Origin of the sequence: Micromonospora sp. NPDC005257, from assembly GCF_042872445.1 — a bacterium.
Taxonomy (GTDB): Bacteria; Actinomycetota; Actinomycetes; order Mycobacteriales; family Micromonosporaceae; genus Micromonospora.
In genome coordinates this window covers 257005-270071 of sequence record NZ_JBIAKL010000009.1, presented here as the reverse complement: position 1 = coordinate 270071, position 13067 = coordinate 257005, and the positions used below count along the sequence as shown (strand labels likewise).

At 73.2% G+C, this 13067-nt stretch carries 10 protein-coding genes; 5 read left to right on the top strand and 5 right to left on the bottom strand.

Going from position 1 to position 13067, the window contains the following annotated elements; all coding sequences use genetic code 11:
• Positions 1–32 precede the first annotated feature (32 nt).
• From ACFYO8_RS20675 to ACFYO8_RS20660, 4 genes are all read left to right on the top strand, one after another.
• Complete coding sequence (locus ACFYO8_RS20675; RefSeq protein ID WP_357710611.1) at positions 33–2432, top strand: S8 family serine peptidase; 2400 nt, start codon at positions 33–35, stop codon at positions 2430–2432.
• Positions 2433–3138: 706 nt separating this feature from the next.
• Positions 3139–4581, top strand: a complete 1443-nt coding sequence (locus ACFYO8_RS20670; RefSeq protein ID WP_354868633.1) for a hypothetical protein — start codon at positions 3139–3141, stop codon at positions 4579–4581.
• 133 nt (positions 4582–4714) lie between these two features.
• On the top strand, positions 4715–5641 hold the full coding sequence (locus tag ACFYO8_RS20665) for a GNAT family N-acetyltransferase (RefSeq protein WP_354868636.1): 927 nt from the start codon (positions 4715–4717) through the stop codon (positions 5639–5641).
• A 70-nt stretch (positions 5642–5711) separates the two neighbouring features.
• On the top strand, positions 5712–5936 hold the full coding sequence (locus ACFYO8_RS20660) for a hypothetical protein (RefSeq protein WP_354868639.1): 225 nt from the start codon (positions 5712–5714) through the stop codon (positions 5934–5936).
• A 69-nt stretch (positions 5937–6005) separates the two neighbouring features.
• On the opposite strand, the gene groL is transcribed toward ACFYO8_RS20660, so the two are convergent.
• The 3 genes from groL to ACFYO8_RS20645 all read right to left on the bottom strand — a co-directional run bounded on the left by groL (position 6006) and on the right by ACFYO8_RS20645 (position 9458).
• Positions 6006–7628 (bottom strand): chaperonin GroEL, encoded by a 1623-nt coding sequence (groL, locus tag ACFYO8_RS20655; RefSeq protein ID WP_354868642.1) that lies wholly within the window; start codon positions 7626–7628, stop codon positions 6006–6008.
• A gap of 277 nt (positions 7629–7905) precedes the next feature.
• Positions 7906–9141, bottom strand: a complete 1236-nt coding sequence (locus tag ACFYO8_RS20650) for a hypothetical protein (protein WP_355015069.1) — start codon at positions 9139–9141, stop codon at positions 7906–7908.
• A gap of 113 nt (positions 9142–9254) precedes the next feature.
• Positions 9255–9458, bottom strand: coding sequence for a cold-shock protein (locus tag ACFYO8_RS20645; protein WP_039909088.1), 204 nt, complete (start codon positions 9456–9458; stop codon positions 9255–9257).
• 218 nt (positions 9459–9676) lie between these two features.
• On the opposite strand from ACFYO8_RS20645, the gene ACFYO8_RS20640 reads away from it, so the two are divergent.
• Entirely contained in the window at positions 9677–10192 is a 516-nt protein-coding gene (locus ACFYO8_RS20640) for a GNAT family N-acetyltransferase (RefSeq protein WP_354868648.1), read from the top strand.
• 63 nt (positions 10193–10255) lie between these two features.
• On the opposite strand, the gene paaN is transcribed toward ACFYO8_RS20640, so the two are convergent.
• Positions 10256–11929, bottom strand: coding sequence for a phenylacetic acid degradation protein PaaN (gene paaN / locus ACFYO8_RS20635; RefSeq protein ID WP_354868650.1), 1674 nt, complete (start codon positions 11927–11929; stop codon positions 10256–10258).
• A gap of 52 nt (positions 11930–11981) precedes the next feature.
• Entirely contained in the window at positions 11982–13001 is a 1020-nt protein-coding gene (locus tag ACFYO8_RS20630; RefSeq protein ID WP_354868653.1) for a GNAT family N-acetyltransferase, read from the bottom strand.
• Positions 13002–13067 lie beyond the last annotated feature (66 nt).

Sequence of the window (13067 nt, the reverse complement as noted above, 5' to 3'; positions counted from 1 at the left end):
GGCACGCGGTGACACGGCCCGGCCGTACCGTGATGACCATGCTGACCGGTCCGCCGCTTCTCCCCGTACCGCCGCCGCCACCGCGCGAGAACGGGCCGTGGCCGGTCGTCGCGGCGGTGGCGACCGGGGTGTGGATCGTGCTGCTCACCGTGCCGGGCCAGATCATCGGCTGGCTGGCCGACCAGGTGGCGCTGGTGGTCGGCGCGGACCGGCCGGTGGTGGCCTGGCCGGTGGTCGCGGTGGCTACCGTGCTGCTGGCCGGCGCCCCGGCGCTGGCGCTGGCGCTCGCGCCGCGTTCCCCCGCGCTGCGGGCGACCGGCCGGGCCTGGACCGCCGCCGTGGTGGCGCTCGGGGCGACCACGCTGCTGCGGGCGGTCCCGCCGGTGCACCACGAGGCGTACCTGGCCGCGCTCGCGGTGACCGTCGCGGTGCTCGCGTTCGTCGCCGCCCGCCTCGGCCGCGTCCGGCCACCGGTCGTCGTGGACGCGGTCCCGGAGGGCCGGTTCGGGCCGGTGTCGCTGCTCGCGATCTCCGCCGGGCTGGCCGTGCTGCTGCCCTGGGCGTGGGTGGGCGCGCTGGGCGGGACGCTGGAGACGCTGCTCGCCGGCCTGGTCGCCGCCGCGCTGGGCGCGCTCGCCGGGACGCTGCTCGGCACCGGTTTCTGGGCCGCGTTCGGGCCCGGCCCGGCCCGGCTGGTGCTGGTCGGCGGCCTGGTCGCGGGCGTCGCGCTGACCCCGCTCGCGGCCGGCGCCGGGCAGTCGGGCGTGCAGTTGCCGGCGCTGGTCCTGCTGCCGCCGCTCGGTTTCGTGCTGGCCGCGCTGGAGGCGGCGGCCCGCAACGCGGGCCGGCCGGCCGGGCCCGCGCCGGTGCGCTGGCTGGTCGGGCTCGCCCTGGTGGGGCCGCTCGCCTTCACCGACCCGGAGGAGATCAGCCTCCTGCTGTCCACGGTCCGCGACCTGCCGTTCTGGGTCGCGGTGGGCACCGGCGTGGCGTTCGCCGTCGCGGTCCTGCTGGCCGTCGGGTACGGCGTCCTGCTCGCCCGGTCCCGCGCCCGCGCGCCCCGGCGCGGTCCGGCCGCGCTGGCCGTCGCCGCGCTGCTCGCCGCCGTCGCCGTGGTGTACGTGGTCCCCGGCCAGCCCGGGCTGCACGGCGAGCGGCTGCTCGTGGTGCTGCGCGAGCAGGCCGGCCTGACCGGCCTGCCGGCCGGGACGCCGGGCCGGGCCGGGCGGGACGCCCGGGCGGGCGAGGTCTACCGGCGGCTGGTGGCCACCGCCGACCGCACGCAGGGCGACCTGCGCCGCACGCTGACCCGGATGGGGTTGAATCCGACGCCGTACTACCTGGTCAACGCCATCGAGACGGACGGCGGGCCGGCGGTGCGCGCCTGGCTGTCCAGCCGTCCCGAGGTGGCCCGGGTACTGGTCAGCCAGCGGCTGCGCCCGCTGCCCGCGCTCGCCCCACCGGCGCGCGGCGACGTGCCGGCCCCGGCCGGTCCGGCCTGGAACATCTCGCTGATCGGCGCGGACCGCGTCTGGTCGGACCTCGGGGTCACCGGGTCGGGCGTGGTGGTGGGCAGCTCCGACTCCGGTGTCGACGGCCGGCACCCGGCCCTCGCGGGCGGCTTCCGGGGCGGCGACGACTCCTGGTACGACCCCTGGGAGGGCCGCCGAGCCCCGGGCGACCGGGGTGGCCACGGCACCCACACGCTCGGCAGCGCGGTCGGCCGGGACGGGATCGGCGTGGCGCCGGGCGCGAGCTGGGTCGGCTGCGTCAACCTGGACCGCAACATGGGCAGCCCGGCCCGCTACCTCGACTGCCTCCAGTTCATGCTGGCCCCGTTCCCGGCGGGCGGGAACCCGCTCACCGAAGGCCGTCCCTCCCGCGCTCCGGACGTGCTCACCAACTCGTGGGGCTGCCCGCCGGTGGAGGGCTGCGACCCGGGGGCACTGCGACCGGCGACCGCCGCCCTGACCGCGGCCGGCATCCTGGTGGTCGCCGCCGCCGGCAACACCGGCCCCTCGTGCGGCTCCATCGTCGACCCGCCCGCGCCCTACCCGGACGTGCTGACCGTCGGGGCGGTGGACCGGCAGCGCCGCGTGACCGACTTCTCCAGCCGCGGCCCGGCCCCGGACGGTGGGGCCAAGCCGGACCTGGTCGCCCCGGGCGCCGATGTGGTCTCGGCGATGCCGGGTGGCGGGTACGCCGCACTGAGCGGCACCTCAATGGCGACCCCGCAGGTGGCGGGCGTGGTGGCGCTGATGTGGTCGGCGAACCCGGCGCTGATCGGGGACCTGGAGCGGACCCGGGCGATCCTGCGCGACACCGCCCGGCCGGTTCCGTCGCCCACCGACGCGTGCGGCGGACCGGGCGAGGTCTCCGGCGCCGGGCTGGTCGACGCGTACGCGGCGGTGCGCGCGGCCCGCGCCGGGTGAGCACACGTCGTCACCGCGGCAGCACTCTTGACAGTGGACGGCGCCCCGCTGATCATGTGGGCACTCCAGCACCCGGCCGTCGGCAGATCGGACCGGTGGCTGACATCGACGACAACGGGGGAAACATGCGGCGGTTCCAGCGACGACGATCCGGGCCAGGCACCGTGAGCGGGAACTGCCCAGCCGGCTCGGTCCGGCTCTGACGGCGGACGCCGCCGCGAAGCACCCGGGTACCCGCAGCCGCCGCACGCCCGGCGACCGGGTCGAGGGCACCGGCCGGCACCACTAGTCAGCCGACGCGCTGCGCGGCCGGCTGACGCCTGTGGATTCGCGGCGTTCGACGCCTGGCACCGGGCGGAACAACAGGTGCGATCTGAAGCAACCGATCGGGGGACGGTGCTGTGTCTTCGCGCGTCCCTCGCCGGTACGGAGACGAGCAAGGACTGAGCGAATGACCGAGGGACACCTACCGACCCCACCGCACCCGGCCGCCCCGCACGGTCCGGCTGCCCATCCGCCGCCGCCCGGCGCGTACCCGCACCCGGGTGCGTACCCGCCACCTGGCGCGTATCCGGCACCCGGTGCCCATCCCCCGCCGGGGGCCTACCCGCCTCCGCCTCTGGGTCCGGGTCCGGGTCCGGGTCCGGGTGGACCGTACGGGCCGCCGCCGGGTCGGCCGCCGGGCCAGTACGGCCCACCGCCGGCCATGCCCGGCCCGTACGGCCCCGGCGGGTATGGTCCGCCCGGCCAGTACCGTCCCGGGCCGCCACCGCGCAAGAAGTCGAAGCGCTGGATCTGGATCACGCTTTCCTCGCTCATGGCGGTCGTGCTGCTCTGCGTCGGCGGCGCGTTCGCCCTGCGCAGTTGGGGCCACCAGCAGACCGAAAAGCGCATCGCCGCCCGCGAGGAGAGGGACAACCCGGTCAAGCGGGAGCTGGTCGACAGCCTGCTGGCCGAGCACACCCGGGCGCTGAAGGACCGGGATCTCAAGGCTTTCCTGGCGCCCTTCGACCCGGCCGACAAGAAACTGATCGCCGACCAGACCCGGGTGTTCCACAACCTCACCAAGATTCCGTTCAGCGAGGCGACGTTCGCCAACAGGAGCCTGGGTGAGGTCAAGCCACTCGGCGCGGGCTTCACCTTCGACCTGATGCTGGGGTTCCTCCACCGGATCGGTGAGTACGACCGTGCGCCGGTCGAACGGAGGTACTTCTGGAAGGTCGTTCAGGACGTGAAGGACGGCCCGCTCAAGGTCACCGCGATCGACAAGATTCCGGCGCGATTCAAGGCGACGGATGACGACTTCTACCCCACCCCCTGGGACAAGTGGGACACCGTCCACGTCGAGAAGACCGAGCACACGGTGCTGATCGTCGACGGATCACTGCGCGCCGAGGCCCGGCGTCACGCACCGGCTGTCGAAGCCGCGGCGGTGAAGAACATGGACGCCTGGAAGGCCGCCGGAGTGGAGGGTGAGATCCCGTCGGGATTCGTCGTCTCGCTCGTGAAGGGCCGGAAGGAACTGGGGTCGTTGTGGCGTATCGAAGATGAGCCACCCACGGAGGCCGGCGTCTCCATCGGCATGCGCACCGCCGAGTACGACGCGAAGCTGGAACGGCTCGACGGCCCGCTCATCGCCGGCAGCCGGGTGGTGATCGACCTGAAGACCTCGTACTTCACGAGCGCGCATCCCGACGGCCCGCCGATCATCTTCCGGCACGAGCTCGCCCATTCGATGGTGGCAACCCTCGTCGCCGTCGACAAGGAGAACCCGCACCGATCCGAGCGGTCCATGTGGACGGTCGAGGGGTTCGCCGAGTACATGGCCTACTCCCCCAAGCCGTGGACGACGAACCACAGCATCCCGGAGGGAAGGCGACAGCTACGCGCGGATCGCGGCGAGGTGTCGTTGCCCAGCAACGGGGTCTGGGATGCGTCGTCCCCGGGCCGGTTGAACTACCACTACCTGCTGGGTCACGCGGCAATGGACTACATCGCCGGGAAGTACGGTGAGCAGAAACTCTTCCAGTTCGTCGTCGGGAACTACCGGGGCAAGTCGGTCGAGACCCTGACCCAGGAGCTGTTCGGCGTCTCGTACAAGGAGTTCGAGCGGCAGTGGGCCGCCCACGTCACCGGCAGGTTGCGCTGAGCGTGAGTCGTGGTGGCCGGCTGGTCACGCCGGCCACCACGGCTCGCCGGCGGCGTCAGTCGAGCCGGCAGATGACCGCGTCACACCAGGTCCGGCACCCGCCGCCCGGCTGCGGGCGCTACCGTCGGCAGCCATGAACGTGGAGATCACCGAGCTGCCGCCCGAGCCGTCGCCGGCCGTCGTCGACCTCTGCCGGCACGCGCTCGACCTGCCCGAGGACGCGGCCGAGGCCCCGGACATCCTGGAGACGCTCACCCGGCGCGCGGCGGCGCACCGGCCGGTCGTGGTGCTCGGCGCGGTACGCGGCGGCGCGCTGGTGGGCGTACTCGTCGGATCGCTGTCGGCGGCCGATCCGCGCGTCGGCCACGTCGACCTGGTCGCGGTCGCGCCACAGGAACGCCGCCAGGGCGTCGGCCAGGCGTTGCTGGACGAGGCGGAACGGCGGCTGGGCGTGCTCGGGGCGGCCGAGGTGCTGCTCGCCGGGAGCCCGCCGCACTACGCCTGGCCGGGCATCGACGTGCGCTACACGCCGGCGGTCTGCGCGGCGCAGCGGCTGGGCTACCGGCAGGACCGTACCGCGTGGAACATGACCGCCGGCCTGGCCGAGGGATCGGCGGCGCTGCGCTCCACCGAGGCCGCCGAGCAGCGGCTGGCCGGGCGCGGCGTGACGGTACGCCGTGCCACCCCGGACGACCTGCCGGCGCTGGCCGCGTTCGCCAGGTCCACGTTCGGCGGCGCCTGGGACGGCGAGCTGGCCGGTTCGGTCGGGCGGCCGGATGCGGGCGCGCACCTCGCCGAGCGCGACGGCGAGATCCTCGGGTTCGCCGCGTACGGGTCGGCCCGGCCGAGCTGGTTCGGACCGATGGGCACCGCACCGGAGTCGGAGGGCTCCGGGATCGGCGGCGTGCTGTTGCGCCGCTGCCTGCGTGACCAGGCGGCGGCCGGGGTCGGCGCGGCGCAGATCGGCTGGGTGGGACCGGTGCCGTTCTACTCGAACGCGGCCGGGGCCCGGATCGAGCGGGTGTTCTTCCTCTACCGGAAAGCCATCAACGGCGCATAGACGCCAATAGCGCCATTCGGCCTCCTTCATCATCGACCGGGTTCTACGGTCGGGGCAGAGGAGGCGGCGCATGACCACGAATGACGAACGGGCCGAGGAACCGGCCGACGAGCGTCCCGGCCAGCTCCCGTTCGACCGGCTCGACATCGGCGACGCCGAGCAGCTCGCCGAGCTGGCCGGCGCGGACCGGCAACCGGTGGAGGAGCCACGGCAGCCGGTGGACGAGCCGAGGCGGCTGCCGCCGCCGTACGACCGGGCGCACAAGCGCCGCAACCAGCGCCGGCTGCCCACCTGACGCGTACGCGGAAAGGGGGCGGACCGCTGACGCGGCCCGCCCCCTTCGGCGTACTGGGTGGAGCTGGACTCAGAAGTCCATCTCCCCGCCACCCGGGCCCGCCGGGGCGGCCGGGTTCTTCTCCGGCTTGTCCGCCACGACGGCCTCGGTGGTGAGGAACAGCGCGGCGATCGAGGCGGCGTTCTGCAGCGCGGAACGGGTCACCTTGGCCGGGTCGATGATGCCCGCGGCCAGCAGGTCCACGTACTCGCCGGTCGCGGCGTTGAGGCCGTGACCCGGGTCGAGGTTGCGGACCCGCTCGACGACGACGCCACCCTCCATGCCGGCGTTGACGGCGATCTGCCGCAGCGGGGCGTCCAGCGCGATCTTGACGATCTGCGCGCCGGTCGCCTCGTCGCCGGCCAGGTCCAGCTTGTCGAAGGCGGTCTTGCCGGCCTGCACCAGCGCGACGCCACCACCCGGGACGATGCCCTCCTCGACGGCGGCCTTCGCGTTGCGGACGGCGTCCTCGATGCGGTGCTTGCGCTCCTTCAGCTCGACCTCGGTGGCCGCGCCGACCTTGATCACCGCAACACCGCCGGCCAGCTTGGCCAGACGCTCCTGCAGCTTCTCCCGGTCGTAGTCGGAGTCGCTCTTGTCGATCTCGGCCCGGATCTGGTTCACCCGGCCCTGGATCTGGTCGGCGTCGCCGGCACCGTCGACGATGGTGGTCTCGTCCTTGGTCACCACGACCTTGCGGGCGCGGCCCAGCATCTCCAGGCCGGTCGCGTCCAGCTTGAGGCCGACCTCCTCGCTGATGACCTGGCCACCGGTGAGGATGGCGATGTCGGTCAGCATGGCCTTGCGGCGGTCACCGAAGCCCGGCGCCTTGACGGCGACCGACTTGAAGGTGCCACGGACCTTGTTGACCACCAGGGTGGCCAGGGCCTCGCCCTCCAGGTCCTCGGCGATGATCAGCAGCGGCTTGCCCGACTGCATGACCTTCTCCAGGATCGGGAGCAGGTCCTTCACCGACGCGATCTTGCTGTTGACGATCAGGATGTACGGGTCGTCGAAGACGGCCTCCATACGCTCCGGGTCGGTCATGAAGTAGGCGGAGATGTAGCCCTTGTCGAAGCGCATGCCCTCGGTGAGCTCGAGCTCCAGGCCGAAGGTGTTGCTCTCCTCGACGGTGATGACACCTTCCTTGCCCACCTTGTCCATCGCCTCGGCGATGATCTCGCCGACGCTGGGGTCGGCGGCGGAGATGGAGGCGGTGGAGGCGATCTGCTCCTTGGTCTCCACGTCCTTGGCGAGCTTGAGCAGCTCCTCCGAGACGCTGGCCACGGCCGCCTCGATGCCCCGCTTCAGGGCCATCGGGTTGGCGCCGGCGGCCACGTTGCGCAGACCCTCACGAACCAGGGCCTGGGCCAGGACGGTCGCCGTCGTCGTGCCGTCACCGGCGACGTCGTCGGTCTTCTTCGCGACCTCCTTGACCAGCTCGGCGCCGATCTTCTCGTACGGGTCCTCGAGCTCGATCTCCTTGGCGATGCTCACACCATCGTTGGTGATGGTGGGGGCACCCCACTTCTTCTCGAGCACGACGTTGCGGCCCTTGGGGCCGAGGGTCACCTTTACGGCGTCGGCGAGCTGGTTCATGCCCCGCTCGAGGCCGCGGCGTGCCTCTTCGTCGAACGCGATCATCTTGGCCATACGGCGTTGCCCTCCTGGACACTCACGGGCCACCCGGGATGCCCGGATGGGCCGTCTGGTGTACGCACCTTGGGGACGTCGCCACCTGGCGACGACGACGTCTCTCCTCGGTCGGGCCGGACAGCCCGCGACGACCGGCCTCGTACCGCTCCGGCGTCCCTTCGGACACCGGCGCGACCGTGGCCCTACCGCCCCGACCTTCTGGCACTCACCGTACGCGAGTGCCAATGACTTGTTTAGCACTCTCCCTAGCCGAGTGCAAGCACGACAGCCCCGCTCAGCCGAGTTCCGCCGCCAGTTGGGCCGCGTTCACCGGGCCTTCCTGAGCCCGCTGTTCGGCGTACGTGACGACCAGTCCGACCTGCTGCGCCAGGTACGCCGGAGCAGCCAGCAGGGCACCGGACACGGCGAGCGTCACGGCGCCGATCGCGGTGCCCACGGCACCCATCGGCTCGACGCCGAACACCGTCACGCTGATGCTGCGCAGCACGGCGTCCAGCACAACGGTGGCCACCAGCACCGCTCCGATCACCAGCACGACCCGGCCCAGCACCATGCCGAACCGGTTGTGGAACATCCGCCACGCCCGTCCGATCGGATCCACCCGCTCGAACAGGTAGACCGGGCCGAACAGGGCCAGCGCGAACGTGAGGTAGATGCCGGGCAGCAGGCAGAAGCAGGTGCCGATCGTGACAAGCAGCGAGTCGACGATGGTCCAGCCCCAGAGGCCGAGCGCGCGGCGCAGCCCGTAGCGGAGCGCCGCCGACAACCCGGCCGGTTGGCCGGCCGCCTGCCGGGCGACCACCCAGGCGCCCGCGGCCCAGCCCAGCGCCTGGAGCGCGCCGAACGCCAGAGCGGCGAACAACGTCGCACCGTAGAAGGCGGAGAGCTGGCCCCAGAATCCGGTCGGCAGCGCCTGTGCGCCGCCCGCGCCGGTCGTCAGCTCCACGTCGGGCGGGAGGACGAGCGAGATGATACTGATCACCGCCGCCGGGAGTACCTGGCAGAGGAGCACGATCGGCAGCAGTTGCCGCCAGCCACGCCGCAGCGCGGCGGCGCAGCGGGCGAACCACGGACCGATGCCCGCATGCGGCGGGTTGACCAGCGGGTCCTGCGGGTCGACGCCGGAAGGCCAACCGGCGTACGCCCCGGGACCGGCCGGCGCCGGGTACGCCGCCCCGGGCATCGGATATGCGGGGCCGCCCCAGCCCGGCGGCACGTTCCAGCCCTGCGAGGGAGGGCCGCCCGGGGCGGTCCACCCGGGCTGGCCGGGCTGACCGGGTAGGTTCGGGGCGGCGGGCTGCGGCGGCTGGTACCCGGGCTGCGGCGGGACGGCCGGGGTGTGGCCGGTGTGACCGGCCCACGGGTCGGCGGGCGGGGTCCGGCCGGAGTCGGGCGCGGACCCTCCAGCGGCGTCCGACGACACCGGACCTGCAGGCGGGGGCGCGGTCGGGTCGGCCGGAGGGCCGGACGGCGTCGGTTCGGCGGGATCCGGCGGAGGCAGATCGGACAAGGGCCCTCCTCAGCGGCTACGGCTGGAACGGCTCCCGATCTTCCACTGTGCGCGCTCGCTCCACAGCCCTCCGATCGGCGGACCCGGCTGCGGAACCGCCCGGCGGGCGGACGTCAGGCGATGACGCGGACGTGCTCGGCCTGCGGACCCTTCTGCCCCTGCGCGATCTCGAACTCGACCCGCTGGCCGTCGTCGAGCGCCTTGTAGCCGTCCATCTCGATCGCGGAGAAGTGGACGAAGACGTCCTGCCCGCCGTCGACGGCGATGAAGCCGTAGCCCTTTTCGGCGTTGAACCACTTCACGGTGCCCTGTGCCACGGTGCACTTCCTCACTCTGCGCGGCGTTCCAAGACCCGGAAGCCGGCGGACCGGCACCGGTGGCGCACCGGGCTCAGCGATCGGTAACGCTGAATTCGGTGACCGAAATCGCACGCTACACGAGGCGTGACGACGGCGCACGACCACAAATCGGGCATATTCCGGGCCGTACCCGGGCCTGTCGCACACCCGCGGGGGCCGTCCGGTATGCATGCGGCATGACCAGCGCGACCACCACGACCACCGTCCGCCGGGTCCGGCCGGAGGACGCCGCCCGGATGCGGGCGCTCCGGCTGGAGATGCTGGCCGACTCCCCGCTGGCGTTCCTGGAGACCGTGGCCGAGGCCGCGGCGCGGCCGCACACCGAGTTCGCGGCCCGGATCGCGGCCGTCTCGCGGGGCGACCACATCGCGCAGTTCGTGGCCGACCCGGGCGGTCGCCTGGTCGGCCACGCGGGCGGCACCGCCGCACCGGACGAGCCGGGCCTGACGCTCGTCTACGCGGTCTACGTGACGCCGGCCCGGCGGGGCAGCGGCCTGCTCGCGGCGCTGGTCGACGAGGTGGCCGCCTGGTCGCGCGCCTGCGGGCGGCCCGAGCTGATGATGGAGGTGGTGGCCGGCAACGACCGCGCCTACCGGGCCTATCAGAAGCTGGGCTTCGTGGACACCGGGGTACGCGTGCCGCACCCCCGGATCACCGGCCTGCACGAGCTCCAGATGCGCCGCCCGGCCTGACCCGGCGCGGCGTCGACAAGGGGCCCCTCCCCTACCGGAGGCGTCGAGAAGGGGCCCCTCCGGTCAGGCGTGCCGGCGGCTCTGCACGATGCGGAACCGGTTGGCCACGTACGCGCCGTCGGTCAGCGCCGAGTTGGCCGCCGCGTTCGCGCCCGAGCCGTGGAAGTCGGAGAACGCCGCCGACTGGTTGACGAACACCCCACCGGTCAGGTTGCAGGACAGGTGCACTCCGGCGTCGATCGCCGCCGCCTCGGCCGCGTCCAGCACCGCCTCGTCGGTCGAGTAGACGCCGGCGGTCAGCGCGCCCTTCTCCCCCACCGTCTCGCGCATGATGCGCAGGCTGTGCTCGGTCGAGTCGGTGGCGATGGCGAACGAGATCGGGCCGAACCACTCCCGCGAGTAGATCGCAGTGTCGGCGGCGTCCAGCTTCACCACCGTCGGCGTACGCACCACAGCGCCCGGGAAGGACGGGTGCCCGACGGTGCGCGACTCCAGCACCGGCTCGCCGACCTTGGTGACCTCCTCCAGCCGCTCCAGCACGCCGTCGTTGACGATCGCGCCGGTCAGCTCGACGCCCCGGGCCGGGTCGGCGGTCAGCTTGGCGACCGCGCCGGCGATCCCGGCGGCCACCTCGTCGAAGCTCTTGTGCCCCTGGTCGGTCTCGATGCCGTCGCGCGGGATCAGCAGGTTCTGCGAGGTGGTGCACATCTGGCCGCTGTAGAGCGTGAGCGTGAAGCCCAGGTTGCGGCACAGCCCGGCAAAGTCGTCGGTGGAGTCGATCACCACCGTGTTCAGGCCGGCCTTCTCGGTGTAGACGGCGGCCTGCCGGGCGTTCGCCTCCAGCCAGTCGCCGTACTCGGTGGAGCCGGTGAAGTCGACGATCTTCACGGCCGGGTGCAGGGCGAGCGTGGTGGCGAGCTTCTCGCCGTCCGTCTCGGGGGCGAGTTGCACCAGGTTCGGGTCGAACCCGGCCTCGGCGAGCACCTGACGGGCGTACTTCACGGTGATCGCCAGCGGCAGCACCGCGCGCGGGTGCGGCTTCACCACCACCGGGTTGCCGGTGGCGAGCGAGGCGAACAGGCCGGGGTACGAGTTCCAGGTCGGGAACGTGTTGCAGCCGATGACCAGCGCGACACCGCGCGGCACGACGTGGAACGTCTTCGTCATCCGCAGCGGGTCACCCTTGCCGGCGGCCTTCTCCCACCCGGCGGTCCCCGGGTGACGGGTCATCTCCGCGTACGCGTAGGCGACCGCCTCCAGGGCCCGGTCCAGCGCGTGCGCGCCACCGGCCTGGAACGCCATCACGAACGCCTGGCCGCTGGTGAACTGCACCGCGTTGGCCAGCTCGAAGATGTTCTTGTGCAGCCGGTCCAGGATCTCCAGGCAGACGCCGGCCCGGGCCTGCGGGCCCGCGTCGCGCCAGGCGGGCAGCGCGGTGCCGGCGGCGGACACCAGCTGGTCGGCGCTCGCGTGGGGGTAGCGCACGTCCAGCGCCAGCCCGAACGGGCTGACCTCGGTGGCCACCGTGGTGCCGTCACCGGCCTGGTCGAGCGGGAAGTCCCCGCCCAGGTACGCCTCGAAGGCGGCCTTGCCGTCGGCGGCGGCGGTCTCGCCGTACACGCGAGGGCTGGGCGACTCGGGGTAGGCCGACCAGTACCCGCGCTCCGCGATGGCGGTCAGCGCCCGGTCGAGGGTCTCGCGGTGCCTGTCGTACAGGGGGTGCGGGGTCTCCGTCATGCCCGCCATCATGCAACAGAAAGGCACCAGATCAGTAGGGGCGTGTCACAACTCAGATCGTCAACTGCCAGTCGACGGAACCGGCGGCCGGGCGGAATCCGAGCTGGTCGTTGATCGCGACCATGTGCGTGTTCGCCAGCGCGTTCCACGTGTCGACGGTCCGCAGGGCCGGCTCGTGGGCCAGCGTGTGCACCAGGTTCTCGGCCTTGCAGAGCAGGCCCAGCCGGTGGCCACGGTGGCCGGGGTCGACCAGGGTGATCTCCTGCCAGGCGTGCCCGGTGCTGCTGGCCTCCAGGGTGAGTTGGGTCACGCCGACCAACCGGCCGGACGCCTCATGCACCGCCCCGGTGTTGTAGCGCCGTACGCCCCGGACGTCCAGCGCCCGCTCCGCGTCCCGCAACCGCGCCCCGTCCCGCTGCTCCGGTTCCCACTCCAGCTCGCCCATCGGGGCGTCGAGCAGCAGCCGGCCCTGGAGGTAGGCGACATCCGCGACGTACTCCTCGGGGGTGTGGTCGCCCCAGCGCACCGTCCGGTAGCCGGTGGCGGCGGCACGGGCCCCGCTCACCAGCGCGGCCAGCCGGTCGCGGTCGAGCGCGGTGACGTCGAGCCGGCGGCGCATGTCGGCCAGGGCCGGCTTCGCGCCCGCCGCGACGGCGAACGCCGCGCCCGGGAACACCCGTTCCTCCTCGCCCGGCAACGCCGCGCCGGTGGAGCCGACGAGGCGCTTGCCGCCGTGTTCGCGGAACAGGCGCACCCCGTGCTCGTGCAGCACTCGGCCGATGCCCCGCCGCCGGTACGTCGGGTCCACGACCAGCTCGACGCTGGCGTTCTCGGTGTTCTCGAGCGTGTGCAGGTACAGCCGGAGCCAGCCGACCGGGGTCCCGTCGAGCCGGGCCACCAGCCAACGCGCGTCGATGCCGGGCATCGGGTGCCGCAGCAGCGAATCGAAGCGCCGCCGACAGGGCGGCGGCAGATCCGGCTCGTCGACGGCCTGCGCCGCGACCTCGATCCGGTACGCCGCGTCGAGCGCCGGCAGGTCGGTGGGGTCCAGCGGTGTCACGGTCAGGGCCATGGCGTCGAGCGTGCACCGGACACAGCGAAGGGGCCAGCGGTTTCCGCCGGCCCCTTCGGACGTTGG

Bases quoted from the DNA above. Each gene is read 5' to 3' on its own strand.
- ACFYO8_RS20675 (WP_357710611.1), top strand. From the start codon at position 33: ATGACCATGCTGACCGGTCCGCCGCTTCTCCCCGTACCGCCGCCGCCA.
- ACFYO8_RS20670 (WP_354868633.1), top strand. From the start codon at position 3,139: ATGCCCGGCCCGTACGGCCCCGGCGGGTATGGTCCGCCCGGCCAGTAC.
- ACFYO8_RS20665 (WP_354868636.1), top strand. From the start codon at position 4,715: ATGAACGTGGAGATCACCGAGCTGCCGCCCGAGCCGTCGCCGGCCGTC.
- ACFYO8_RS20660 (WP_354868639.1), top strand. From the start codon at position 5,712: ATGACCACGAATGACGAACGGGCCGAGGAACCGGCCGACGAGCGTCCC.
- groL (WP_354868642.1), bottom strand. From the start codon at position 7,628: ATGGCCAAGATGATCGCGTTCGACGAAGAGGCACGCCGCGGCCTCGAG.
- ACFYO8_RS20640 (WP_354868648.1), top strand. From the start codon at position 9,677: ATGACCAGCGCGACCACCACGACCACCGTCCGCCGGGTCCGGCCGGAG.
- paaN (WP_354868650.1), bottom strand. From the start codon at position 11,929: ATGACGGAGACCCCGCACCCCCTGTACGACAGGCACCGCGAGACCCTC.
- ACFYO8_RS20630 (WP_354868653.1), bottom strand. From the start codon at position 13,001: ATGGCCCTGACCGTGACACCGCTGGACCCCACCGACCTGCCGGCGCTC.